The organism is Sphingopyxis sp. PAMC25046, assembly GCF_004795895.1.
In the GTDB taxonomy this organism is placed as follows: domain Bacteria; phylum Pseudomonadota; class Alphaproteobacteria; order Sphingomonadales; family Sphingomonadaceae; genus Sphingopyxis.
The window spans coordinates 2,196,379-2,222,005 of record NZ_CP039250.1 but is presented as its reverse complement, the minus strand read 5'-3'; the positions used below and the strand labels follow the sequence as shown (position 1 = coordinate 2,222,005).

At 64.7% G+C, this 25,627-nt stretch carries 23 protein-coding genes; 10 read left to right on the top strand and 13 right to left on the bottom strand.

The window, feature by feature from the left end; translation table 11 throughout:
- Window positions 1-3 precede the first annotated feature (3 nt).
- From leuB to uvrC, 4 genes are all read right to left on the bottom strand, one after another.
- A complete protein-coding gene (leuB, locus tag E5675_RS10415; protein WP_247594879.1) occupies window positions 4-1,005 on the bottom strand; it encodes a 3-isopropylmalate dehydrogenase in 1,002 nt (333 codons plus the stop codon).
- A 93-nt stretch (window positions 1,006-1,098) separates the two neighbouring features.
- Window positions 1,099-1,836, bottom strand: coding sequence for a DNA repair protein RecO (gene recO / locus E5675_RS10410; protein WP_136174448.1), 738 nt, complete (start codon window positions 1,834-1,836; stop codon window positions 1,099-1,101).
- Window positions 1,824-2,216 (bottom strand): PaaI family thioesterase, encoded by a 393-nt coding sequence (locus E5675_RS10405; RefSeq protein ID WP_136174447.1) that lies wholly within the window; start codon window positions 2,214-2,216, stop codon window positions 1,824-1,826. The genes recO and E5675_RS10405 overlap by 13 nt, the downstream gene beginning before the upstream one ends.
- Window positions 2,217-2,226: 10 nt before the next feature.
- Window positions 2,227-4,158 (bottom strand): excinuclease ABC subunit UvrC, encoded by a 1,932-nt coding sequence (gene uvrC / locus E5675_RS10400; RefSeq protein ID WP_136174446.1) that lies wholly within the window; start codon window positions 4,156-4,158, stop codon window positions 2,227-2,229.
- Window positions 4,159-4,490: 332 nt separating this feature from the next.
- Between uvrC and E5675_RS10390 the strand changes: the two genes are divergently transcribed.
- Complete coding sequence (locus E5675_RS10390) at window positions 4,491-5,210, top strand: SDR family NAD(P)-dependent oxidoreductase (RefSeq protein WP_136174444.1); 720 nt, start codon at window positions 4,491-4,493, stop codon at window positions 5,208-5,210.
- A gap of 517 nt (window positions 5,211-5,727) precedes the next feature.
- On the opposite strand, the gene E5675_RS10385 is transcribed toward E5675_RS10390, so the two are convergent.
- The 6 genes from E5675_RS10385 to E5675_RS10360 all read right to left on the bottom strand — a co-directional run bounded on the left by E5675_RS10385 (window position 5,728) and on the right by E5675_RS10360 (window position 12,493).
- Window positions 5,728-6,867: a zinc-binding dehydrogenase gene (locus tag E5675_RS10385; RefSeq protein WP_136176422.1), complete on the bottom strand. Its 1,140-nt coding sequence runs from the start codon at window positions 6,865-6,867 to the stop codon at window positions 5,728-5,730.
- Window positions 6,868-6,986: 119 nt separating this feature from the next.
- Complete coding sequence (locus E5675_RS10380; protein ID WP_136174443.1) at window positions 6,987-7,745, bottom strand: SDR family oxidoreductase; 759 nt, start codon at window positions 7,743-7,745, stop codon at window positions 6,987-6,989.
- A gap of 113 nt (window positions 7,746-7,858) precedes the next feature.
- Complete coding sequence (locus E5675_RS10375) at window positions 7,859-8,605, bottom strand: 3'(2'),5'-bisphosphate nucleotidase CysQ (protein ID WP_136174442.1); 747 nt, start codon at window positions 8,603-8,605, stop codon at window positions 7,859-7,861.
- 9 nt (window positions 8,606-8,614) lie between these two features.
- Window positions 8,615-10,516, bottom strand: coding sequence for a sulfate adenylyltransferase subunit CysN (cysN, locus tag E5675_RS10370; protein WP_136174441.1), 1,902 nt, complete (start codon window positions 10,514-10,516; stop codon window positions 8,615-8,617).
- Window positions 10,516-11,367, bottom strand: coding sequence for a sulfate adenylyltransferase subunit CysD (gene cysD / locus E5675_RS10365; RefSeq protein ID WP_247594878.1), 852 nt, complete (start codon window positions 11,365-11,367; stop codon window positions 10,516-10,518). The genes cysN and cysD overlap by 1 nt, the downstream gene beginning before the upstream one ends.
- 223 nt (window positions 11,368-11,590) lie before the next feature.
- On the bottom strand, window positions 11,591-12,493 hold the full coding sequence (locus E5675_RS10360; protein ID WP_136174439.1) for a LysR family transcriptional regulator: 903 nt from the start codon (window positions 12,491-12,493) through the stop codon (window positions 11,591-11,593).
- Window positions 12,494-12,593: 100 nt separating this feature from the next.
- Between E5675_RS10360 and E5675_RS10355 the strand changes: the two genes are divergently transcribed.
- Genes E5675_RS10355 through E5675_RS10340 form a run of 4 tightly spaced genes read left to right on the top strand, consistent with a single transcriptional unit; the run spans window position 12,594 to window position 14,792 of the window.
- On the top strand, window positions 12,594-13,763 hold the full coding sequence (locus tag E5675_RS10355) for an isovaleryl-CoA dehydrogenase (RefSeq protein WP_136174438.1): 1,170 nt from the start codon (window positions 12,594-12,596) through the stop codon (window positions 13,761-13,763).
- Complete coding sequence (locus E5675_RS10350; RefSeq protein WP_136174437.1) at window positions 13,760-14,110, top strand: hypothetical protein; 351 nt, start codon at window positions 13,760-13,762, stop codon at window positions 14,108-14,110. The genes E5675_RS10355 and E5675_RS10350 overlap by 4 nt, the downstream gene beginning before the upstream one ends.
- Window positions 14,107-14,508 (top strand): VOC family protein, encoded by a 402-nt coding sequence (locus E5675_RS10345; RefSeq protein WP_210727642.1) that lies wholly within the window; start codon window positions 14,107-14,109, stop codon window positions 14,506-14,508. Before E5675_RS10350 ends, E5675_RS10345 begins: the two co-directional genes overlap by 4 nt.
- Entirely contained in the window at window positions 14,505-14,792 is a 288-nt protein-coding gene (locus E5675_RS10340) for a hypothetical protein (RefSeq protein WP_136174436.1), read from the top strand. Before E5675_RS10345 ends, E5675_RS10340 begins: the two co-directional genes overlap by 4 nt.
- 21 nt (window positions 14,793-14,813) lie before the next feature.
- Here E5675_RS10340 and E5675_RS10335 read toward each other — a convergent pair whose 3' ends face one another.
- On the bottom strand, window positions 14,814-16,907 hold the full coding sequence (locus E5675_RS10335) for a M13 family metallopeptidase (RefSeq protein WP_136174435.1): 2,094 nt from the start codon (window positions 16,905-16,907) through the stop codon (window positions 14,814-14,816).
- Between the two features lie 146 nt (window positions 16,908-17,053).
- On the opposite strand from E5675_RS10335, the gene E5675_RS10330 reads away from it, so the two are divergent.
- From E5675_RS10330 to E5675_RS10310, 5 genes are read left to right on the top strand one after another with little or no spacing between them, the layout of a single operon-like run.
- A complete protein-coding gene (locus tag E5675_RS10330; RefSeq protein WP_136174434.1) occupies window positions 17,054-18,652 on the top strand; it encodes a carboxyl transferase domain-containing protein in 1,599 nt (532 codons plus the stop codon).
- 5 nt (window positions 18,653-18,657) lie between these two features.
- A complete protein-coding gene (locus tag E5675_RS10325; RefSeq protein ID WP_136174433.1) occupies window positions 18,658-20,496 on the top strand; it encodes an acetyl/propionyl/methylcrotonyl-CoA carboxylase subunit alpha in 1,839 nt (612 codons plus the stop codon).
- A complete protein-coding gene (locus tag E5675_RS10320) occupies window positions 20,493-20,951 on the top strand; it encodes a GNAT family N-acetyltransferase (protein ID WP_136174432.1) in 459 nt (152 codons plus the stop codon). Before E5675_RS10325 ends, E5675_RS10320 begins: the two co-directional genes overlap by 4 nt.
- Window positions 20,952-20,953: 2 nt before the next feature.
- Window positions 20,954-21,406, top strand: coding sequence for a MaoC family dehydratase (locus tag E5675_RS10315; protein ID WP_136174431.1), 453 nt, complete (start codon window positions 20,954-20,956; stop codon window positions 21,404-21,406).
- A complete protein-coding gene (locus E5675_RS10310; protein WP_136174430.1) occupies window positions 21,406-22,257 on the top strand; it encodes a CoA ester lyase in 852 nt (283 codons plus the stop codon). Before E5675_RS10315 ends, E5675_RS10310 begins: the two co-directional genes overlap by 1 nt.
- Here E5675_RS10310 and E5675_RS10305 read toward each other — a convergent pair.
- Both E5675_RS10305 and E5675_RS10300 read right to left on the bottom strand, forming a co-directional pair.
- Entirely contained in the window at window positions 22,254-23,747 is a 1,494-nt protein-coding gene (locus tag E5675_RS10305; protein ID WP_136174429.1) for a phospholipase D-like domain-containing protein, read from the bottom strand. The genes E5675_RS10310 and E5675_RS10305 overlap by 4 nt on opposite strands.
- 45 nt (window positions 23,748-23,792) lie before the next feature.
- The gene (locus E5675_RS10300) at window positions 23,793-25,592 is read right to left on the bottom strand and encodes an acyl-CoA dehydrogenase C-terminal domain-containing protein (RefSeq protein ID WP_136174428.1); all 1,800 of its coding nucleotides are present in this window, start codon (window positions 25,590-25,592) and stop codon (window positions 23,793-23,795) included.
- Window positions 25,593-25,627 lie beyond the last annotated feature (35 nt).

Here is a 25,627-nt window from a genome sequence, read left to right as displayed (position 1 = left end):
CTCTTATCCGTTCAATGCGGCCACGACCGCGTCACCAAGCGCCGCCGTTCCCATGTTTCCGCCGAGGTCGGCGCCGCGCGCACCATCGGCCAATGTCTTAGCGACGGCCGCCTCGATCCGCGCCGCGCTCGCCTCATCACCGCCCGAATGGCGCAGAAGCATCGCCAGCGACAGGACCATCGCCAGCGGATTGGCGATACCCTTGCCCGCGATATCGGGCGCGCTGCCGTGGATCGGTTCGTATAGCCCCTGTTTGCCCTCGCTCAGCGAAGCCGAGGCGAGCAGCCCGATCGAGCCGACGCACATCGATGCCTGGTCGGAAAGGATATCGCCGAACAGGTTGCCGGTGACGACGACATCGAACTGGCCGGGATTGCGGACGAGCTGCATCGCGGCATTGTCGACATACATATGGGTCAGCGCGACGTCGGGATAGTCCTTCGCGACCTCGATCACCACATCGCGCCAGAGCTGCGACGTTTCGAGCACATTTGCCTTGTCGACCGAGCAAAGCCGCTTTTGTCGCCCCTGCGCTGCACGGAAGGCGACGTGCGCGATGCGCCGCACTTCGCTTTCGCTGTACGACATGACGTCATAGCCTTCGCGCTCGCCGCCCGCCGTCGTGCGCATGCCCTTCTCACCGAAATAAACGTCGCCGTTGAGTTCGCGGACGATCAAGAGGTCGATCGCCGACGCGACCTCGGGACGCAGCGCCGAGCTGCCCTCGAGTCCCGCGAACAGTTTGGCGGGACGCAGGTTGGCGAACAGCCCGAGTTCGGCGCGGAGGCCGAGGATCGCCTGTTCGGGGCGCAGATGGCGCTCGACGGTGTCGAAACGCGGGTCGCCGACCGCGCCGAACAGCAACGCATCGGCGGCTTTCGCCTTCGCCAGCGTTTCGGGCGGCAACGGGTGACCTGTGGCTTCATAGGCTACGCCGCCGACAAGCGCACGGTCGAGCGTCACCGGAAGCGCGAGCGCAGCAAGGACCTTTTCGGCCTCCGCCATGATTTCCGGACCGATACCGTCGCCAGCCAGCAGCAGGATTTTCAATGCGTCGCCCTTTCGTGTCTCGCCAGCCGCTTAGACAGCGGCGACGCGTCACGCAACCGCCCTGCCCAGCCGGTCGATCAATCTTTCCCTTACGGTCAACAAGTCGCGGTTGCGTCCGTCGAGGACGTCGCGATTGAGGAAATGATGGGTAATCGCAAGACCGTCCAGGACGTCGGTCATCGACGGTCGGGCGTCTTGCCCGGACAGGAAGCGCGGCAGGCGGAACAGACGTTCTTCATAGCCGGCGGCGGCGCTGGCGCTGACCGCGCCGCCCGACCTCGGGCTGACGAAGGCGAGATCGGACGAAGCCCCGGTCACGACACAGTCTTCAAGGTTGATCCCGAAGCCGAGCTCGGCCAGCAACAGCAATTCATATCGGGCCAGCGCTGCGGCCCACAGCCGTGCCGAGGGAGCGACTCCGATCGCTTCCAGCACTGCTTCGAGCGCCGCGTACAGCGCCGGATAAGGTTGGCTTTCGGGGAGCGTCGCCGCAGTCAGGCTCGTCACCCAGTCGATAGCGGCGGCTGCCAGTGGCTCGGCGAGCAGCGGCGCGCGACTCTCCAGAAGCTCGACGGTCGCGCCGCCCAATTGCTCCTCGGTTCGCGCGCGCAGCTCGAGCGCCACGAGATTGCCGGGCATCAGGATCGGGCGGAGCCGCCGCGAGCGCCCGCCGCGCACATAGCCGGCAACCAACCCCGCTTCCTGCGTCAGCGCGCGCAGGATCGCGCCATGCTCGCCGTGCGCGCGCACCGCGCAGACGATGGCATCGGCGGTCAGGCTGGCCAAAGCACCATCTGCGTCTGGGTGACGAGTGCGACCTCGGCGCCATCTTCGGTGCGGATGCGCGTCTGCCAGACCGACAGCCGCTTACCGACCTTCACCGGGGTCGCCTCGCCGACAAGCACCGTGCCGACGGGACCGCCGCCGAGGAAATTGGTCTTGCTCTCGATCGTCGTCGTGCCGTTCGCACCTTCGGGCAAGGTAAGGAAGGCGCCGACGGCACCTAGGCAGTCGGCAAAGGCCATGATCGCGCCGCCATGGACGATCCCGCCCGCGGTGCAGATTTCGGGCCGCACAGGCAGCTTGCCCGCGACGCGATCTTTGCTGCCTTCTTCGATCGTGACGCCGAGCGTTCCCGCCAGCGGCATGGCTGCCACAAAATCCATCTTCTTCCCCTCATCGTCCCGAATGATAGAAATCATGCACCGCCTGCGCGACCGCCGCGCTGACGCCCGGCGCCTTGCGCAAATCCTCCAGGCTCGCGCCGCGCACCGCGCGCGCGGTGCCGAAGTGCATCAGCAGCGCCTTCTTGCGCGCGGGGCCGATGCCCGGCACCTCGTCGAGCGGCGAGCTGCCCATCGCCTTCGCGCGCTTCTGCCGGTGCGCACCGATCGCGAAGCGGTGCGCCTCGTCGCGCAGCCGCTGGATGTAAAACAGCACCGCATTGTTCGGCGGCAGCGTGAATTCGCGCCCGTCGGGATGGTAGAAGGTCTCGCGCCCGGCGTTGCGGTCGGGGCCCTTCGCGACCCCCACATAGGTCAGATCGTCGATGCCGAGTTCGGCGAGCACCGCGCCCGCCGCCGATACCTGCCCCTTGCCCCCGTCGATCAACACGAGGTCGGGCCATTCGCCCTTCGTTCGCTCTGGATCCTCCTCGATCGCGCGGGCGAAGCGACGCTGAAACACCTCGCGCATCATCGCGAAATCGTCGCCCGGTTGTGTCTCTGCGCGCTTGATGTTGAACTTGCGATAGGCGCCCTTGATCCAGCCCTCGGGCCCCGCGACGACCATCGCGCCGAGCGCATTGGTCCCCTGGATATGGCTGTTATCGTAAATCTCGATTCGCCGTGGCGGATTGTCGAGGTCGAACAGCTCGGCGAGTTCGCGGCCGAGCTTCGCTTGGCTGCTGCTCTCGGCGAGCCGGCGGTCGAGTTCCTCGCCCGCGTTGCGCACCGCCTGTTCGAGCAGGCGGCGGCGATTGCCCCGCTGCGGCACGCTGATTTCGATCCTCCGGTTCGCGCTTTCCCCTAGCGCTTCGGCGAGCAGCGCGCATTCGTCGGGCTCGCGGTCGACGAGGATCGTCTTCGGCGGCGGCACGCCTTCGTAGAATTGCATCAGGAAGCTCGCCATCACCTCGGCCTCGGGCACGCCCGACACATGCGCGGGAAAGAAGCTGCGATGGCCCCAATTCTGCCCCCCGCGGATGAAGAAGCCTGCGACGCACAGCTGCCCGCCCTTCGCGGTGAGCGCGAAGACGTCGGCGTCGCCTAGCCCGTCGGCGTGGACCGACTGGCTGCCCTGGATGAAGGTCAGCGATTTGAGCCGGTCGCGGATCACCGCCGCCTGCTCATAATCCATCGCCTCGGCCGCCTGCGTCATCGCCGCGCCCAGCCTTTTCTGCACCGCGGTCGAGCGGCCTTCGAGGAAATCCTGCGCGTCGCTGACCAGCCCGGCATAATCCTCCTTCGAGATGCGATCGACGCACGGGGCGCTGCACCGCTTGATCTGGTAGAGCAGACACGGCCGCGAGCGGTTGGCGAAGAAGCTGTCGGTGCAACTGCGGAGCAGAAAGGTTTTCTGCAGCGCATTGAGCGTCTGACCCACCGACCCGGCGCTCGCGAACGGGCCATAATAACGCCCCTTGGCGCGCCGCGCGCCGCGATGCTTCTGCACGCGCGGGAAATCATGATCGGTGCGCAGCAGGATGAAGGGGAAGCTTTTGTCGTCGCGCAGCAGCACATTGTACGGCGGGCGATAGCGTTTGATCAGTTGCGCCTCGAGCAGCAGCGCCTCGGCCTCGCTCGTCGTCGTGACGATCTCCATCGCGCGCGTCTGCGACACCATGCGCTGGAGCCGCTGCGGCAGGCGCGCGACCTGCGTATAGTTCGTCACGCGGTTCTTGAGCGCGCGCGCCTTGCCGACATAGAGCACGTCGCCGCGCGCATCGAGCATGCGATAGACGCCGGGGCGCGTCGGCAGCTTGCGCACGACGCTGCGGATCGCCTCGGCGCCTCGTTCGAGGTCGGGCTGGTCACCCTCCGCGTCGCCGCGGATCACATAGGTCGCTTTTTCTTCGTTGAATCGGTCGGGAGCATTCGGGCGGGCCATGATTTTGCATGTAGGCGATGGCGATGCGACCCGCCATAGTGTCAGGGTCAGAACCCGATAATTGCACGTTCGAGGTTTGAAGCGATTTTGCTCGGGGCGAGGAGGCAAGGCGCAGGAATATGTCGATATTTCCAGACTTGCCGACGACGCCATGGGCAAAATCGGTCAAATCCCGAAGGGACGCCGAAATGGCTTCGATTTCGGGCCCGCGCGGCCTTGCGGGTAGCGATGCTACCCGCGGCGGCCACCCGAACTCGATATCTTCGCCATTTCGACGCCTCGATCGCGCGATTATCGGGTTCTGACCCTGGGTAAAACATAGGAGGGGTCTTATGGAATTACGTGGCAAACTGGCTCTCGTTACGGGCGGCAGTGACGGCATCGGGCGCGAGATCGCGCTGCAATTGCAGGGCGCGGGCGCCGACGTCATCGTCACCGGACGGTCGGCGGAAAAATTGCGGGCGATGGCGGGGCTCGGATTCGGAACGGTCGCGGGCGATCTTTCGACGCCTGCGGGGGTCGATTCGGTGGTCGAGGGCGTGGCGGGCAAGCCGCTCGCGCTGCTCGTCAACAATGCCGGCGTCGGCAGCGAATATGAGCTGGACCGGCCCGAAACGCTGGACAGTGCGGCGCATTGCATCCGCACCAACCTCGATGCGCCGATCGCGCTTTGCACCCGGTTGCTGCCGGTGCTTCGCGCGCAGCCCGAAGCCGCGATCGTCAACGTCACCTCGGGCCTCGCGATCGCGCCGCGCGCGGGCGGATCGGTCTATTGCGCGACCAAGGCGGGGCTGCGCAGCTATACGCAGGCGATCCGCCATGTGCTGAAGGACAGCAATGTTCGGGTGATCGAGGCGCTGCCCCCGGTGGTCGAAACGAACATGACCGCAGGCCGCGCGGGCAGGAAGATGAACGCGCACGACTGCGCGGCCGAAATCGTCCGCGGTATCCGCACCGGCAAGAGCGAGGTAAACGCCGGGATGGTGAAGCTGCTCCAGCTGGTTCACAGCATCTCGCCCGCACTCGCGCGGCGGATCATGATCCGGTTTTGAGGCGGCTCAGCGTCTGTTTTGGGATGGTGAGCTGATCGTTCAAAAGTCAGGAAAGGTCAGCCCTGTGCGCGTCCCGGTTGGACCCTCGCGGCGTGCTGGATGAGTTCGGCGCGCCGCTTCCTGGCTGCACCGACTATGCGGTAGCCACCTCCTTTATCCACTAATTCAAAGATCCGGGATGGAGGCTGACACAGCCCGATAATGTAGGAAAGACCTTTTTGCAGGCGTCGGATTGGGGGTGGAGAGCGGACGTTGCTACCCCAACCTTCGTCATCCCGGACTTGATCCGGGATCCATAGCCTCGCCGAAGTCATGGACCCCGGATCAAGTCCGGGGTGACGAAGCGGGGAATATCCTCCCAGTCGCGCAGCGATGGGGAGGTGGCAGTGCGAGCACTGACGGAGGGGCTATTGCGCTACCGTCGCGGCCCCTCCACCATCGCCTGCGGCGATGGTCCCCCTCCCCACGGCTTCGCCGCAGGGAGGATCTAATGGCCGCTCCCGGTCGTTAGCCGCCGTCAACCGTGCGGCTTGATCAGATATTTCTCGCCCGTGCGCTTCGCATTGTAAGCCTGCGCCGTGTCGATGTTCAGCGCTTCGGTCAACGAGACTTCATGGCTGTAATGGCTCTTGAACGTCGTCGTAAGTTCATCGACCACCCGTTTGCGCATCCGTCCGACAACTTCCGGCCCCGCCTTCGCCATGAAAGGCGTCAGCAGGAAACCGCCGAGCGCCCAGGTCAGGCCGAAGCTGCGCGCCGAAAAGGTCGTCGGCGACAGGTCGAGCGCGCCGTAGATGTAGACCTGTTTGAAGGTGTCCGAGCCATAGCGGCTGTAGCTCGTCATCCGCTTGACCGCGGCGGCTTCCATCGCGGTCAGGATCTGCCCCGCGAGCTTGCCGCCGCCGGTCGCGTCGAAACCGAGCGTCGCGCCCGTCTCGACGATCGCGTCGATCAGCCGATCCATGAAATCGTCGGCGCTGCTGTTGACGATATATTTGGCGCCGATGCCCTTGAGGATTTCGACCTGCGCGTCGCTGCGCACGATGTTGACGAGCGGGATGCCATCCTTCGCGCAAATCTTGACCAGCATCTGGCCGAGGTTCGACGCCGCGGCGGTGTGGACGATCGCGCTGTGGTTCTCCATCCGCATCGTCTCGGTGAACGCGAGGCTGGTCAGCGGGTTGACGAAGCAGGAAGCGCCGTCGGCGGGGTCGGTGCCGTCGGGCAGCGGCATTACCATCTGCACCGGCAGGCAGCGATATTCGGCGTACATCTCTCCGCCAAGCAGCGCGACGGTCTTGCCGAGCAGCGCCTGCGCTTCGGGCGAATTCCCTGCCGCGACGACGGTGCCGCATCCCTCGTTGCCGATCGCGAGCGCGTCGCCGATACGGCCGCCCATCGCGCGCATCCCGGCGGGCGGGACATCGGCGGTGATGACGGGCAGGCCGTCGCGTGTCGATGCGCGCGCAGTCGACATGTCGGCGCCACCGAACAGCAGGCCAAGGTCCGACGGATTGATCGGTGCGGCGAGCACCTTGACCAGCACTTCGTGCGGCTTCGGCACCGGCATCGGACGGCGCTCGAGCGATACTTCGAGCTGCCCTTCGGGCTTCACGAGCGTCAGCATGGTGAGGTTGGTTTCAGGCAGGTCGGTCATCATGCGTCTCCCGTGTTCGGTTTCTCGATGAAACCGAAATAGGACGACAGAATGACGCTGGCAATCGCCGACCGCGAAAAATGCAGCGGACGATTGCCCGCATCCCGGCCGTGCCGCCCTCAGACCAACCGCACCGAGACCCCGCCATCGGCGATCAAGGGGCTTCCCGTCATGAAACTCGAGCGATCGGACAGAAGGAACAGCGCCGCCTGCGCGATCTCGACGGGCGCCGCCATCCGTTTCATCGGGTGCAATCCGGCGATAAACTCCAGGGCGGCCGGGTCCCCTTCGCCCCCGGCTGGCGTGATCGTGCCGCCGGGCAACAGCGTGTTGACCCTGATGCCCTCGGCGGCATGATCCGATGCCAGCGACTGCGCAAAGCCGATCAGCCCCGCCTTCGATGCCGCATAAGCCCCCATGCCGGGCATGCCGCCGTTGCTGAAGCCCACGAAGGAGGAGGTGAAGACGATCGAGCCCCGGCCGCGCGCCTTCATCGCCGGTATCTGCGCCTTCGCCGCCAGAAAGGCGGCCGTCAGATTGACCGAAATCACATCGGTCCAGTTGCCGATGGCCATATCGGGGACGGGCTGCATTTCGCCGACGATACCGGCATTGTTGAACGCACCGTCCAATCCGCCGAACGCCTTTCCGGCAAGATCGACGAGCGCCGCGGCATATCCCTCGTCCCTCACGTCGCCGGCGAGGAACACCGCCCGGCCATCGCTTTTGTTGATCGTCGCTGCAAGGGCTTCGAGTTCCGCGCCTCGCCGCGCGCCGAGCACCACATTCGCTCCTTCGGATGCGAACAGCTTCGCCGCCGCCGCGCCGATCCCGCTGCTCGCGCCGGTGACGATGATGGTCTTGTTTTCGAGTTCCATGACGTGCCTTTCCTGACATTGGTCATGGCGGTCTATCGACGCGGCGGAGAGTGCCGCGACCCGATTCTTGCGCTCAAATCGCCTGTCACCGGAACAGGCGGGAACGCCCGTCGTCAGTCCGCAGGCGAATATTCCGCAGCGAGATGCAGCACCTCTTGGGCGAGCTCTTTCCGGCAGATCAGCAGGTCGGGCAGATAGGTGTCGGGATTATTGTAGCGGATCGGGGATCCGTCGACGCGGCTTACGTGCAGCCCCGCGGCCTGCGCGACCGCGACCGGGGCGCAATTGTCCCACTCATATTGGCCGCCGGTGTGGAGGTAGATATCGGCCTCGCCGCGCACGACCGCCATCGCCTTGGCGCCGGCCGAGCCCATCGCGAGCAGCTCGGCGCCGAGCTTTTCGGCCACGAACACCGCTTCCGCCGCGGGACGCGTCCGGCTGACGAGCATTTTGAGCGGCTGGTTGACGGGCTGGAGCGCAACCGGTGCACCCGACGTCAGCGTGACGCCCAAGCCGGGCAACGCGACCGCACCGACCGCCGCGGCGCCGTCAACGGCGAGCGCGACATGCACCGCCCAATCATCGCGGCCCTCGCCATATTCGCGGGTGCCGTCGAGCGGATCGACGATCCAGACGCGGCGTTGCCCGCAACGCGCGATATTGTCCTTTTCCTCTTCGGACAAAAGCGCATCGTCGGGACGTGCGGCGCGAATCTCGCGGCAGAGCAGCGCATTCGCCTGCTCGTCGCCCGCTTTCCCGAGCGCCTTGCCCTCGAGCTCGCCCTTTGCACGCAGGTCGAGCAGGATGCGGCCCGCGGCCGTCGCCAACCGCTCGGCGAGTTGTTCGTCGCTCTCTCCCACGCGCCCCCCTTAACCCAGCAGCCGATCGATGATCAGGTCCGCCGCCTCTTCGGGCGTCATCGCGGTGGTGTCGATACGAATTTCCGGATTCTCGGGCGCCTCGTAGGGGCTGTCGATGCCGGTGAAATTCTTGAGCTGGCCCGCGCGCGCCTTCTTGTAGAGCCCCTTTACGTCGCGCTTCTCGGCCTCGGCGAGCGGGGTGTCGATGAAGATTTCGAGGAACTCGCCTTCGGGCAACATGCCGCGCACCATTTCGCGTTCGGCGCGGAAGGGCGAGATGAAGGCGGTGATGACGATCAGCCCCGCATCGCTCATCAGCTTCGCAACCTCGCCGACGCGGCGGATATTCTCGATCCGGTCGGCCTCGGTAAAGCCGAGGTCGCGGTTGAGCCCGTGCCGGACATTGTCGCCGTCGAGGAGGAAGCTGTGACGGTTCATCCGGTGCAGCTTCTTTTCGACGAGGTTCGCAATCGTCGACTTGCCCGACCCCGACAGGCCGGTGAACCACAGCAGCGCGGGGCGCTGGTTCTTGAGGCTCGCGCGCATGTCTCGGTCGATGTCGGTCGCCTGCCAATGAACATTCTGCGCGCGGCGGAGGCTGAAATGCAGCATCCCCGCCGCGACCGTCGCATTGGTGAGCTTGTCGATCAGGATGAAGCCGCCGAGCGTGCGGTTGTCGCCATAGGCCTCGAAGGTGATCGGTTTGTCGGTCGACAGCTCGACGACGCCGATGCCGTTGAGTTCGAGCGTCTTCGCCGCGAGATGATCGAGCGTGTTGACGTTGATTTCATATTTCGGCTGCTGGATCGTCGCCGACACCGTCTGCGTAGCGAGCTTGAGCCAATAGGCGCGGCCTGCGATCATCGCTTCGTCGGCCATCCAGACGAGCGTCGCTTCGAACTGATCGGCCGCCTCTGGCGGCGCATCGGCGGCAGCCACCACGTCCCCACGCGAACAATCGACCTCGTCGGCGAGCGTCAGCGTCACCGACTGGCCCGCCACGGCTTCGTCGAGGTCGCCATCAAGGGTGACGATGCGGTCAATTGTGGTCGTCTTGCCGCTCGGCAGCACGCGCACGGCGTCACCTGGCTTGACCGCTCCGCCCGCTATCTGGCCCGAGAAGCCACGGAAATCGAGATTCGGGCGGTTGACCCATTGCACCGGCATGCGGAATGGCTTCGCCTCGTCGGCGGCGCTGCCGACCTCGACATTTTCGAGATGCTCGATCAGCGCCGGCCCCTTGAACCAGGGCGTGTTGTCCGAGAGCGCGGTGATATTGTCGCCCTTGAAACCCGAAATCGGGATCGCGGTGAAGTTGGTGATACCGATCTCACTCGCGAAGGCGCGGTACGCAAGCGTGATGCGGTCGAACACAGCCTTGTCGTAACCGACAAGGTCCATCTTGTTCACCGCGAGCACGATATGCTTGATGCCGATCAGATGCGCGAGGAAGCTGTGGCGACGCGTCTGCGTGAGCACGCCCTTGCGCGCGTCGATCAGGATGACCGCGAGGTCGGCGGTCGAGGCGCCGGTGACCATGTTGCGCGTATATTGTTCGTGGCCGGGCGTGTCGGCGACGATGAACTTGCGCTTTTCGGTCGTGAAAAAACGATAAGCGACGTCGATCGTGATCCCCTGCTCGCGCTCGGCGGCGAGGCCGTCGACGAGAAGCGCGAAGTCGATCTCCTGCCCCTGTGTGCCGACGCGCTTGCTGTCGGCTTCGAGCGCGGCGAGCTGGTCCTCGAAGATCATCTTGCTATCGTAGAGCAAGCGCCCGATCAGCGTCGACTTGCCGTCGTCGACCGAGCCGCAGGTGATGAAGCGGAGCAGCGACTTCTTTTCGTGGCCCGCAAGATAGGCGTCGATATCCTCGGCGATGAGGGCGTCGGTGACGTAAACAGGATCGGTCATCAGAAATACCCCTCCTGCTTCTTCTTCTCCATCGACGCGTCGCCGCCATCCTTGTCGATGATGCGGCCTTGCCGTTCGCTCGTGGTGGTGAGCAGCATTTCCTGGATCACTTCCGAGAGCGTCATCGCTTCGCTCTCGACCGCGCCCGTGAGCGGATAGCAGCCGAGGGTGCGGAAACGCACCGAACGTTCGACCGGGATTTCACCGGGCGCTAGCGGGAAGCGATCGTCATCAACCATCAGCAACAGCCCGTCGCGCTCCACCGTCGGACGCGGCGCGGCGAAATAGAGCGGGACGATCGGGATATTTTCGCGCGCGATATATTGCCAGATGTCGAGCTCGGTCCAGTTCGAGATCGGGAAGACGCGGATGCTCTCCCCCTTCGCCTTGCGCGCATTGTAGAGGTTCCACAGTTCGGGACGCTGCTTCTTGGGGTCCCAGCCGTGGCTCGCTGTGCGGAAGGAGAAGATGCGCTCCTTGGCGCGGCTCTTTTCCTCGTCGCGGCGCGCGCCGCCGAAGGCGACATCGAAGCCATGGAGGTCGAGCGCCTGCTTCAACCCCTCGGTCTTCCACATATCGGTGTGGAGCGGACCGTGGTCGAACGGATTGATCCCGCGCGCCTTCGCCTCGGGATTCTGGTAGACGATGAGTTCCATACCGCTCTCGGCGGCCATGCGGTCGCGCAGCTCGTACATCGCCTGGAACTTCCACGTCGTGTCGACATGAAGCAGCGGGAACGGCGGCGGCGAGGGATAAAAGGCCTTGCGCGCGAGATGAAGCATCACCGCGCTGTCCTTCCCGACGCTGTAGAGCATCACGGGCTTGGTGGCATCGGCCATCACTTCACGCATGATATGGATGCTCTCGGCCTCGAGCCGGTCGAGATGCGTCAACTCGGACGACAACAAGCTTCGTCTCCTGTCACTTCCGCCGTGCGTCAGCGGAATAGGCTATTTCAAATTCCGTCATACGTCCAAACGGACGGTGTGGATGAGGCCGCCGTAGCTCCGCGCGACGTTGGCCGGCAAACGTTATGGCCTTTGGGCGTTGCAAGCCAGACTTGGGAGGATCGCGTCAAGCAGCTGCCTCGACCTTCGACCGGCGCCATTCGGCCGCGATCGCACCGATGGTTTCGAGTGCGTGCGCGAGGCGCGGCGCGACATCGGGCAGCGCGCGCCACGCCGGATCGACAAGCAGCCCGAGTTCGCGGCGGAAGTCATAACCCGCGACCTTCAGCGGGACGATGCCCTCGATCGCGAGCGACGTCGGCGCGGTGGTGATGCCGACGCCGGCGGCAACCATGCGCAGGCAGCGTTCGTCGCTTTCGCTGCGCAAGGCGAAGCGCGGACGAACGCCATGACGCGTGAAAAAGCGGCTCGTCGCGTCGAGAAATTCGCACGAGCGACGCGCGATCATCGTCTCGGCGGCGAGCTCTTCGGGCGCCACCTCGACCCGCCCGGCGAGCGGATGGTCCGCCGCGACGAACATCGCGAGCGGTTCCTCGTAGAGCGGGACGGCATGGTCGCCGCGCTCGCCGTCGCGCAGTGGAACAAGCGCCATATGAAGCCGACCGCTGCCGAGCGCCGAGCGAAGTTCGGAGTCGCTGTTTTCGACGAGCTCGATCGAAAAGCCCGGGCGCAACGCCGCGGCGATCGCCTGCAGCAATTCGCCCGGTGCCGAGCGGACGATGCCGAGCTTGAGTTCGGCCGCCTGCCGGTCGGCGTCGCGCCCGAAGCTATCGGCGGCGCGAAAGCCGCGTTCGAGGTCGCGCGCGATCGGCAGGAAGCGCCCGCCCGCTTCGGTCAGCCGGATCTGGCGGCGGTTGCGGATGAAGAGCTGGGTGCCGACGAGCTTTTCGAGTTCGGCAATCCCGGTCGACAGCGCCGGCTGGGTCACGCGAATGCGGAGTGCCGCCTGCGTGAAACTGCCCGCGTCGACCACGGCGAGGAATTGGCGGATGTGGGCGCGTTTAATCATAGATTTTACTTATGATAAATGTGCAATCGTTTCAATTTCCATATGATGGAATTTTGATGCACACTCGCGCGCAATCCTGCCCTCCATCGATAGGTCCTCCATGCGCGCCACCCCCGATTTCGATTTCGCGCTCGGCGAAACCGCCGAGATGATCCGCGACACCACCGCTCGCTTTGCCGACGAACAGATCGCGCCGCTCGCCGCCAAGGCCGACGCACAGGACTGGTTTCCGCGCGACGAGCTGTGGACGGCGATGGGCGAGCTCGGGCTGCACGGCATCACCGTCGAGGAAGAGTTCGGCGGCCTCGGCCTCGGCTATCTCGAGCATGTCATCGCGGTCGAGGAAGTGAGCCGCGCGAGCGCCGCGATCGGCCTTTCCTACGGCGCGCATTCAAATCTTTGCGTCAATCAGATCCGCCGCTGGGGCAATGCCGAGCAAAAGGCGAAATATCTCCCCAAGCTGATCTCGGGCGAGCATGTCGGCAGCCTTGCCATGTCCGAAGCGGGCGCCGGCAGCGACGTCGTGTCGATGAAACTGAAGGCCGACAAGGTTCAGGGCGGCTATGTCCTCAACGGCACCAAATTCTGGATCACCAACGCGACCTGCGCCGACACGCTGGTCGTCTATGCCAAGACCAGCCCCGAGGCGGGATCGCGCGGCATCACCGCCTTCCTGATCGAAAAGGACATGCCGGGGTTCGCGATCGGACAGAAGATAGAAAAGGTCGGGATGCGCGGCTCGCCGACCGCCGAGCTGGTCTTCACCGATTGCGAAGTCAGCGAAGAACAGGTCATGGGGCCTGAGAATGGCGGCGTCGGCGTGCTGATGTCGGGGCTCGATTACGAACGCGTCGTGCTCGCCGGGCTCCAGCTCGGTATCATGCAGGCGTGCCTCGATACGGTCATTCCTTATGTTCGCGAGCGCAAACAGTTCGGCAAGCCGATCGGATCGTTCCAGCTGATGCAGGCCAAGGTCGCCGACATGTATGTGATGCTCCAGTCGGCGCGTTCCTATGTCTATAATGTCGCCAAAGCCTGCGACGCCGGCCAGACGACGCGTTTCGACGCCGCGGGCGCGATTCTGCTCGCGAGCGAGAATGCCGTGAAGGTCGCGGGCGAAGCGATCCAGGCGCTCGGCGGCGCGGGATATACCAAGGACTGGCCGGTCGAACGTTACTGGCGCGACGCCAAGCTGCTCGACATCGGCGCGGGGACGAACGAGATCCGTCGCATGCTGATCGGCCGCGAACTGATCGGCGCCGGCGCGTGATCTGGCTCTGGCTGTCGGCCGCCTTCATGGTGACGACGGCCGGGGTTCATTCGGTGCTCGGCTATCGTCGGATGATGGTCCCGCTGCTGCGCGGCGAAGCGGGCTCGCTCGCCAATCCACTGACGCGCCGGATTATCCGCTTCGCATGGCATGCGACGTCGGTACTGATGCTGATTTCGGCGGCGGCGGTCGCATGGCCCGGCACGCCCAAGGGTGTATTGATCGTCATCGGGGGCGGGTGGCTCGCTTCGGGACTTTTCGACGCAGCCTATACGAAGGGCCGCCATATCGCATGGCCGGCGCTAGCCGGCGCGGGCATCCTTGCCTTGATCGGCGCGTTGGCATGACCATGCGCGCGCCCCTCGCCGTCACCGGTTTCGATCATATCGTGCTGTGCGTGCGCGACGTCGCCGCGACGCGCGATTTCTACCAGCGCGTTTTGGGCATGGCCGCGCGCGAGGAGCGGCCGGGCAAATATTCGCTGCAGTTCGGCGAAAACAAGATCAGCCTGCAGGATGCCGCCGACAGCCCGACTATCGCGCGCGATACCGTGCCCGGCAGCGGCAATTTCTGCGTGCTTAGCGACACGCCAGTCGCCGAATGGCGCGTGCATCTGGCGGCCGAGGGGGTCGAGATTGTCGACAGCGGCCTTCGCGACGGCGCAACCGGAACGATCGACTCGCTCTATTTCCGCGATCCCGACGGCAATCTGATCGAAGTCAGCAACCGGGTCGATCGCCGGTGAGCCAGACGCTGCTCGACATCCTGCAATATTATGGCGCGGGCGCGGCGACGCTTGCGGCGCTGCTCGTTTCGCTCAACCTCGGGCGGCGCTGGACCGGCTGGGCGTTCGTCATCTTCGTGACGAGCAGTCTTGCGCTGATCGGCTGGGGTTTCCTGCAACCCGACAGCGAAGGCATCGGATGGCAGAATATCGCCCTGCTCTGCATCAACTGCGTCGGCGTCTATCGCTATCTGATCCTGAAAGAAAAGCCCGGCGGGCCGGCGGATCAGGGCGGGACCGACTGAGTGCCCCGCCCTTCCCGGTCATCAGCCCCAGACGCGGACGCGCTTGTCGGGCGCAAGGTAGAGCTTGTCGCCTTCCTTGACGTCGAACGCCTTGTACCAGGCGTCGAGGTTGCGGACGGTGAGCGCGCGATAATTGCCCGGTGCGTGGCCGTCGGTCGCGACGCGCGCGCGCAGTGCCTCGTCGCGCATCTTGGTCGCCCAAGTCTGCGCATAGGCGATGAAGAAGCGCTGGTCGCCAGTGAAGCCGCCGATTACCGGCGCTTCCTTGCCGTTCAGCGACGCGCGATACGCGTCATAGGCGGCCTGAAGACCCGCGACGTCGGCGATATTCTCACCCAGCGTCAGCTTGCCGTTCACCGCGAGGTCGGGGAACGGCTTGTACGTGTCGTATTGCGCGGCGAGCGACGAGCCCGCTTCCTCGAACTTCTTGAGGTCGGCGGCGGTCCACCAGTTGCGCAGCGCGCCCGTCGAGTCGAACGCGGCACCATTATTATCGAAGCTGTGGCTGATCTCGTGGCCGATGACGGCACCGATCGCGCCATAGTTATAGGCTGGATCGGCCTTGGCGTTGAAGAAGGGCGGCTGGAGGATCGCGGCGGGGAAGTTCAGCGCGTTCTGCACCGGCAGATTGACCGCATTGACCGTCTGCGGGGTCATCCACCATTCGGCCTTGTCCATCGGCTTGCCGATCTTCGCGAGCTGGTGGGCATATTCAGCCTTCCCCGCCGCAATTTCATTCGCATATGCGTCGGTCGCGCTGACGCTGTAACTGCCATAATCGCGCCAGCTTTCGGGATAGCCGACGCCGACGACGATCGTTTCGACCTTCTTGATCGCTTCCTTCTTGGTTTCGGGCGCCATCCAGTCGATGCCGTTCACGCGCGTCGCGAACGCCGCCTTGATGCCCTTCACCATGTCGCCGACTTCGGCTTTGGCGGAGGCCGGGAAATATTTCTCGGCATAGACGCGGCCGACCGCGTCGCCGAGGTCGGTGTTCAGCGCGTCGAGAGCGCGCTTGTCGCGGCTGCGCTGCTGCGGTGTGCCCGCAAGCGTCGTGCCGTAAAAGGCGAAGTGGGCATTGTCGATCGCGCTCGGCAGCACGTCGCTATGGCTGTTGATCTGGTGGAACGTCAGCCAATCCTTCCACGCATCGAGCGGCTCCGACGCCACAAGCGCCGACAGGCCGGTGATCGCGTTCGCGTGGTAGGCGCCGAACTTGCCCGCCGTGTCGAGCTTCGCCGCAGCGAACCAGGCATCCCAGTCGATTCCCGGCGCCTTCTTGGCGAAGTCGGCCTTGGTCCAGACGTCGGCCGATTTGGTAAAGTCCTCGCTCTGTTCGCGGCTGACGTGCGCCCGCGCGATCTTGAGTTCGAGGTCGTAGATGCGCTTGGCCTTCGCCGCAGCGTCGCTCTGGCCCGCCGCGGTCAGCAGCTTTTCGATGTAGGCCTGATAATCGGAGCGGATCTTGGCCATCTTGGGGTCGGCCGACAGATAATATTCGCGCTCGGGAAGCCCGAGGCCGCCCTGCAACATATAGGGGATCACTTCGCCCGGGGTCGCGAGCCCCTGCGTCACAAAGATGCCGAAGAGATTCTCGGTCCCGAAGTCGGTCGCGTTGAGCGGGTCGACGTCGGCGCGGGTCTGTTCGCCGAGGACCTTCGACAGCGCGGCCTTGTCGTTGATCGCGGCGAAGCGCGCGAGGTCGGCCGCGACCGGCTTGATGCCCGCCGCGTCGATCGCCTGAGTGTTCATATAGGCCTTGTAGAAAGCCGCGATGCGCCCTTCGTCGGTGGCCGGCTCGCCGCCCTGCTGGACGATCGCGCCGACCAGCTCGCGGACGCGCTTCTCGGTCTCGAGAAAGGCGATGTAGAAGGCGCCGATCGACGAGCGGTCGGCGGGGATTTCGGTCGTCCTTTGCCAATTGCCGTTGGCATAGGCGTAAAAGTCGTCGCCGGACTTCACGCTGGTGTCCATCGCGGCCTTGCTGATCCCGAGTTCGGTGCCGACAGTGTAGCTGGTGTCGGCCTTGTCAGTCTGGTCGCCCTTCGAACAGGCGACGGGCCCCGCGACGATCGCGGCGGTCGAAAGCAATATGGCGAGGACGGCTTTTTTCATGGGAATGACCTTGTTCTTAAACGGGCGTGCGAGGGGCATAGGCCTGTGACGAATTGGTTTCAACGCCAACCATTTTCGGCCTGCGGTCCTTGTCGCTCGACGAGCGGCGGGATAGTCCGGCCCGACTTCAGAGGAGATTTCGAAACGTGAGCGCACCTGTTCTGGGCACGATGGTGAGTAGCGAGAGCGACGCGTTCCGCGCCAATACCGCGCACAATCGCGGCTTGCGCGACGAGCTGTACGCGCGCGTCGCCGAGGCCGGCCTCGGCGGCAACGAAAAGTCGCGCGAGCGGCACACGAGCCGCGGCAAGCTGCTGCCGCGCGAGCGCGTCGAGCGGCTGCTCGATCCGGGTTCGCCCTTCCTCGAGATCGGCCAGCTCGCGGCGTGCGACATGTATGGCGGCGAAATCCCCGGCGCGGGGATGATCGCGGGCATCGGCCGCGTCTCGGGGCGGCAGACGATGATCGTCTGCAACGACGCGACGGTGAAGGGCGGCACATACTATCCGATGACGGTGAAGAAGCATCTTCGCGCGCAGGAGATTGCCGAGGCGAACCGCCTGCCCTGCGTCTACCTCGTCGACTCGGGCGGCGCGAACCTGCCGCATCAGGATCAGGTCTTTCCCGACCGCGACCATTTCGGGCGCATTTTCTTCAACCAGGCGAATATGTCGGCGAAGCGTATCCCGCAGATCGCGTGCGTGATGGGAAGCTGCACCGCGGGCGGCGCTTACGTGCCCGCGATGAGCGACGAAACCGTCATCGTGCGCAATCAAGGCACGATCTTCCTCGCCGGCCCGCCGCTGGTGAAGGCCGCGACGGGCGAAGAGATCAGCGCCGAGGATCTGGGCGGCGGCGACCTGCACGCGAAGAAATCGGGCGTCGTCGACCATCTCGCCGAAAATGACGAGCATGCACTGACCATCGTGCGCGATATCGTCAGTCATCTCGGCACCGACGAAGGTTTCAAGGTCGAGATGAAGGAACCGCGGCCGCCGAAATATGACGCCGAGGAACTCTACGGCATCATTCCGCAGGATGTGCGCGCACCCTATGACGTACACGAGGTGATTGCGCGCATCGTCGACGGCAGCGAGTTCCACGAGTTCAAGGCGAATTACGGCAGCACGCTCGTTTGCGGCTTCGCGCATATCTGGGGCATTCCGGTCGCGATCCTCGCGAACAATGGCGTGCTGTTCAGCGAGAGCGCGGTCAAGGGCGCGCATTTCATCGAGCTGGCGCAGCAGCGGCGCATTCCCCTGCTCTTCCTCCAGAATATTTCGGGCTTCATGGTCGGCGGCAAATATGAGGCCGAGGGGATTGCCAAGCATGGCGCGAAGCTGGTGACGGCGGTGGCGACGGCAACGGTGCCGAAGATCACCGTACTGATCGGCGGCAGCTTCGGCGCGGGCAATTACGGCATGTGCGGGCGCGCTTATTCGCCGCGTTTCCTGTTCACTTGGCCCAATGCACGGATCAGCGTGATGGGCGGCGAGCAGGCGGCAAGCGTGCTCGCGACGGTTCACCGCGACGCCGACAAATGGACGCCCGACGAGGCCGAGGCCTTCAAGGCGCCGATCCGCCAGAAATATGAGGATGAAGGCAACCCCTATCACGCCACCGCGCGCCTGTGGGACGATGGCATCATCGACCCCGCACAGACGCGCGACGTGCTCGGACTGGCCTTCTCCGCGACGTTGAACGCCCCGGTCGAAGACCGCGGCTTCGGCGTGTTCAGGATGTAATGACCATGATCACCTCCCTCCTCATCGCCAATCGTGGCGAAATCGCCTGTCGCATCATCCGCACCGCGCGCGAGATGGGCATAAGAACCGTTGCGGTCTACTCGGATGCCGACGCAAAGGCGCTGCATGTGCGCGAGGCCGACGAGGCCGTGCATATCGGGCCCTCGCCGGCGCGCGAATCCTATCTGATCGGTGAGAAGATCATCGCCGCCGCCAAGGCGACCGGCGCCGAGGCGATCCATCCGGGCTATGGCTTCCTATCCGAGAACGCCGAGTTCGCGCAGGCGGTCGCCGATGCGGGGCTCGTGTGGGTTGGACCGAAGCCCTCGTCGATCACCGCGATGGGGCTGAAGGACGCTGCGAAGAAGCTGATGGCCGACGCCGGAGTGCCGGTGACGCCGGGCTATATGGGCGAAAATCAGGATCCCGCTTTCCTCGCCGAACAGGCGGCCGAAATCGGCTACCCCGTGTTGATCAAGGCGGTCGCGGGCGGCGGCGGCAAGGGGATGCGCAAGGTCGATGCCGCGGCCGATTTTGCGGACATGCTCGCCTCGTGCCAGCGCGAGGCGGCGGCGTCGTTCGGCAACGATCATGTGCTGATCGAGAAATATATCCTGACCCCGCGCCATATCGAGGTGCAGGTGTTCGGCGACACGCATGGCAATGTGGTCCATCTGTTCGAGCGCGATTGCTCGCTGCAGCGCCGTCACCAAAAGGTGATCGAGGAAGCCCCTGCCCCCGGCATGGACGACGCCACGCGCGCCGACCTCTGCGCCGCCGCGGTGCGCGCTGCGAAGGCGGTCGACTATGTCGGCGCGGGGACGATCGAGTTCATCGCCGACGCGTCGGAGGGCCTGCGCGCCGACCGTATCTGGTTCATGGAAATGAACACGCGGCTGCAGGTCGAACATCCGGTGACCGAAGAGATCACCGGCGTCGATCTGGTCGAATGGCAGCTCCGCGTCGCGTCGGGTGAGCCCATCCCGCTGGGGCAGGACGAACTCGCGATCAACGGCTGGGCGATGGAAGCGCGGCTCTATGCCGAGGATCCCGCCAAGGGATTCCTGCCGAGCATCGGCACGCTCGAACTGTTCCAGCTTCCCGAACATAGCGGCCGCGTCGACACCGGCGTCTATGAAGGCGCCGAAGTCTCGCCCTTCTATGACCCGATGATCGCCAAGGTCATCGCCTGGGGCGAGGACCGCGAGGAAGCGCGCGAGATGCTGTCGGAGATGCTGGAGGACAGCGCGATCTGGCCGGTGAGGACCAATTCGGCCTTCCTGATCGCCGCGCTCGACCATCCCGATTTCGTCGCGGGAACGGTCGATACAGGACTTATCGGCCGCGACGGCGACAGCATGACTGCCGAGCCGGTTCCTTCCGGGCAGGCACTGACCAATGCCGCGATGGCGATGGTGCCTCGCGCGCTGCAATCGGGGTTCCGCCTCAACGCCCCCGACGTGCGCAACGCGCCATTCCTGCTCGACGGCAAGCGCGTCGACGTGACGCTGCACGGCCCCGGCACCGACGAGCCGGCACCGGCCATGCTGGTGGCCGAAAGCGGCGCGGTGTGGCAGCTTACCCCATGGCGCGCCGCGGGCGGCACCGGCGGCGGAGCGAGCGACGGCGCGATCCTGTCGCCGATGCCGGGCAAGATCATCGCGGTCGATGTCGCCGCGGGCGACAAGGTGACCAAGGGTCAGAAGCTGCTGACCCTCGAAGCGATGAAGATGGAGCATAGCCTGACGGCACCGTTCGACGGCATCGTCGCCGAACTCAACGCGATCGCAGGTACTCAAGTGCAGGTCGAAGCGTTGCTCGCGAAGATCGAGGCGGCCGAATGAACGAGCTGACCTTCCGCGATGCAACGGTGGCGGACCTTCCCGCTATCCTTGCCATGCTTGCGGAGGATACGATCCCTCCGGGGCGCGAGGCCGACCGGTCAGACCCGCGCTACCTCGCGGCGTTCGAGGTGATCGATGCCGATCCGAACCAGCATCTGATCGCAGCCGAACTGGACGGCCGCGTCGTCGGGACGATGCAATTGAGCTTCCTTCCCGGCCTGTCCTTTCGCGGAAGCTGGCGCGGGCTGATCGAAGCAGTACGCATCGCGAGCGGGCTGCGCGGACAGAAGCTCGGCGAGCAGATGATCCTGTGGGCGGTCGAACAATGCCGCGCGCGCGACTGCAAGCTCGTCCAGCTTACTTCGTCGGCAACGCGCACCGCGGCACACCGTTTTTACGCCCGGCTCGGCTTCGTACAGAGCCATGTCGGCATGAAACTGCATTTGAGGGACTGATAATGGCAGGCAAGTTTTTCGACGAATGGCGGATCGGCGACACGCTGACGCACGACATCCGGCGCACGGTGACCGAGACCGACAATCTGTTGTTCACGACGATGACGCACAATCCGCAGCCGCTCCACCTAGACATCGAGGCGGCGAAGGCGTCGGAGTTCGGCCAAATCCTCGTCAATGGCACCTTCACCTTCAGCCTGATGGTCGGGCTGTCGGTCGGCGATACGACGCTCGGGACGCTCGTCGCAAACCTCGGCTATGACAAGCTAGTGATGCCGAAGCCCGTGTTCATCGGCGACACATTGCGCGCGGAAAGCGAAGTGATCGGCCTCAAGGAATCGAAATCGCGGCCGAATGCGGGTATCGTGACCTTCCTGCACCGCGCGATCAACCAGCGCGACGAGATCGTCTGCCAGTGCGAACGCTCCGCGCTCATCAAGAAAAAGGACGCCTGATGCGCCTCCGATCCCTCCTCTTCGTCCCCGGTGATCGCCCCGAGCGTTTCGCCAAGGCGGCCGCCTCGGGCGCCGATGCGATCATCCTCGACCTCGAGGATTCGGTTGCGCTCGCGAACAAGGAGACGGCGCGCGCCGCGATCGCCGATTATCTTTCCGGCGAGCGAGAGGTCATCACGCTGGTGCGCGTCAACCCGCTTGACGGGCATATGACCGCCGCCGACGTCGCCGCGATCGCCGGCGCCCGCCCCGATGCGATCATGCTGCCCAAGGCCGAGGGTGCGCCGAGTATCCTTCAGCTCGACACCGTGCTGCGCAGCGAATCCGCGCGCGATGCCTCGCTGCCCGCCGTCCTGCCGATCGCGACCGAGACGCCCGCCGCGCTCTTCACGCTCGGCAGCTACCGCGAAGTAAAGGACCGCCTGCTCGGCCTGACCTGGGGCGCCGAGGATCTGCCCGCCGCGATCGGCGCGACGACGAGCCGGAACGACGACGGCAGCTACACTTCGCCCTATGAGACCGCGCGCGCACTGACCCTGTTCGCGGCGCATGGCGCGAATACCGCGGCGATCGACACCGTATTTCCCGCGATCAAGGACGAGGCTGGTCTGGCTGCCTATGCCGCCCGCGCACGACGCGACGGTTTTACGGGCATGATGGCGATCCACCCCTCGCAGGTCGGTCCGATCAACGCCGCCTTCACGCCCTCGACCGACGAGGTGGCGCGCGCGCAGGCGATCATCGATGCGTTCGCGGCCAACCCCGGCGTCGGCGTGCTCCAGGTCGACGGCAAGATGGTCGACGCACCGCACCTCAAGCAGGCGCACCATATCCTGTCGCTGGCCGACTAGGCCCTTCGCCGAAAGGGCCGGTGCCGCCGCATCCAGTCGCGGCCGCGATGCCAGCTTTTCCTGAGGCCGCGCTCGGTCAGGCTTTCGAACATGTCCTCGGGGCTCGTCGGGTCGAGCAACTCATTCTCGGCGATGAATTCGTCGAACGGACCCGGCTTGGTCAGATCGAGCAGCTCGAGCGACCGCCCGTTGCCGCGAAGCGCCTCGATCGTCGCGATCAGCGATCCCGTCACCTCGAACTGGCGGCGCACCTCGGCCGGATCGACGTCCAAATGCTCGGCGATCAACGATTCGCGCAGGCGTCGGATCGCAGGGCCAGCGTCGGCGTTCGCGGGCAAGGCGGCATCGATCGTCACGTCGCATTCGCTGTCGAGCCCCATCGAGCGGTTGTTCATATTGGCCGAACCGACACGGATCATTCGGTCGTCGATCACCGCGGTCTTGGCGTGAACGTAAATCGCCTCGCCCTTCGCCGTCCGCGGACAATAGACCTTGAGCCGGTCGCCATGCTTCGCTTTCGCGATTTCGCGGACGAGTTGCACGCGCGCGGCGTCCATCGCCATCTGTTCGAGCCAGCCGTCGGCAGTTTCGGGCATCACCATCACGAATTCGGGCGGATCATCCTCGTTCAGCCGTTCGGCGATCGCCGCGGCGATCTTTCCGCAGGTGAAATATTGATTTTCGAAATAGATGAAGCGCTTCGCCGCCGCGATCATGTCGAGGTATAGCTGTTCGATCTCGCGAATTTCGTCATAACCGTCATATTTGGCGCGCGTGCGCGAAATGGCGACGTCGACGCGCTCGAAATCGGGCTCCAGGTCGTCGGGCCAATTCTCGCCCTTGCCCGTCAGGTCGCGCAGCGGCTTTTTGGTCGCACGCTGCCAGCGCTCGTTGCCGAGGTCGGCGAGCGCGCTGCCCACCGGTCCAGCCAATATCATCGTGCTGTCGTGCCAGGGCATATAGGCTTTGCCGTCGGGGGCGATGCGTCGCGTGTCGCCATCCTCGTGCCCTCGAGTGTCCCAGCGCCGCGCACCGACGTCGATCCCGCCGCACACGGCGAGATGATCGTCGAACACCGCAACCTTCTGGTGATGGCTGCAGCCGACCGGATGCGCACTGTCGAGACGGAAACTGATCGAGCGCGTGAGTTTCCATCGCGCGATCATCGACAGGATGCGTGGTATCGCAAATTGTTTCAGTCCCCCGAAATTCCAGCGCAATATATCGATGTCGCGATCGGGCTTTTCGTGCGCGAGCTTCAGCAGATAGTCGCCAAGCGGTTCGCCCTTGCCCCCCTCGTCGGGTTTCAGCGCAATGCGCGGATCGAAGTCCCAACCGATGAGCAGGATACGCTCTTCCGCCTTCGCCATCAGAATTTCGAGCAGTTCGAAATAATCGGCGGCATCGACGATCATCCGCGCCTTGTTGGCACGTTCGATCCGCCAACAGTTGCGGCCTTCGACGACTATAGGTGCAAGCTCTGTCCCCATCGCCGCCACCACGCATGATGGCGGCGATAGTTGCAAGGGCTAAAGTCAGGCGGCGAACTGTTCGGGGGTCAGCGCCATCATCGCCTCGCTGCCCGCTTCGATCTTGCGGCGGAGCGAACCCGCGTCGGGCAGGAAACGTTCGGCGAAATAGCGCGCGGTGACGAGCTTGGCTTCGAGGAACGCCTTGTTCCCGCGGCCTTCGGCGAGCGCTTTCGTCGCGGCTTCGGCCATCATCAGCCACATCGAGCCGAGCGCAACGATCCCCAATATGTGCATATAATGATGCGCGCCGGCGCCGACATTGTTCGGGTTCGCCATGCCATTTTGCATGAACCACATCGTCGCGGCCTTGAGCTCGCCATTCGCCTTTTCGAGCCGGCCCGCGAAATCCGCGAGCGCTTCATCGCCCTTCGCGCGCGCGCATTCTTCGTCGACGATCGCAAAGAAGGTCTGGATGGCGCGGCCGCCATTCTGCGCGAGCTTGCGGCCGACGAGATCCATCGCCTGCACCCCGTTCGCGCCTTCGTAGATCATGGTGATGCGGGCATCGCGGACATATTGGCTCATGCCCTGCTCTTCGATGTAGCCGTGGCCGCCGAACACCTGCTGCGCGTTGGTCGCGACCTCATAACCCTTGTCGGTGCCGAAGCCCTTGATGACCGGAGTGAGCAGGCTGACGAGATCGTCGGCGCGCTGGCGCTCCTCCTCGCTCTCGGCAACATGCGCGAGGTCGACCTGCAGCGCGCCCCAGGTGCAGAGCGCGCGCAGTCCCTCGACCGTCGCCTTGCCGTCCATCAGCATCCGGCGCACGTCGGGATGCACGAACAGCGGATCGGCCTTTTCCTGCGGATCCTTCGGCCCGGTGAGCGCACGCCCCTGACGGCGATCCTGCGCATATTGGACGGCGTTCTGATAGGCGACATCGGCCTGGCCGAGACCCTGGATGCCGACGCCGAGGCGCGCGGCGTTCATCATCACGAACATCGCGGCGAGCCCCTTATTCTCCTCGCCGACCATCCAGCCCTTCGCGCCGTCGTAATTCATTACGCAGGTCGAGTTGGCGTGGATGCCCATCTTGTGCTCGATCGACCCGCACGAGAGGGTGTTCCGCTCACCGAGCGATCCGTCGTCATTGACGAGGAACTTCGGCACGATGAACAGCGAAATACCCTTGACGCTGTCGGGCGCGTCGGGGGTCTTGGCGAGCACCAGGTGGATGATGTTTTCGGTCAGATCATGCTCGCCCGACGAAATGAAGATTTTCGTTCCGGTGACGGCATAGCTGCCGTCGCCGTTCGGCACCGCGCGCGTCCGGATGAGGCCAAGATCGGTGCCGCAATGCGGTTCGGTCAGGTTCATCGTCCCGCCCCAATCGCCCGCGATCATCTTGGGAACATAAGTCGCCTTCTGTTCGTCCGATCCCTTGACAAGGATCGCCGCGGTCGCGCCCTGCGTCAGTCCCGGATACATGGCGAACGCCTGGTTGGCGGCATTGCGATATTCCTCGACCGGAAAACCGATCACATGCGGCAAACCCTGCCCGCCGAATTCCTCGGGCGCGGTGAGCAGGCCCCAACCCGCTTCCGAATAGGCCTTATAGGCCTCCTTGAAACCCTTGGGCGTCGTCACCGAACCGTCGTCGTGGCGCGTGCAACCTTCGAGGTCGCCCGACTGGTTGATCGGAAACAGCACTTCCTCGCAGAATTTTCCCGCCTCGGTCAGCACCGCTTCGATCATGTCGGGGGTCGCATTGGCGAAACCGGGCAGGTTCGAATAACGCTCGATCCCGAGCACATCGTTGAGGAGGAACAGTGTGTCCTGCACGGGAGCGCGATAGACGGGCATGGGAAATCCTTCTGAAAAGCAGTTTCGATGTCAAC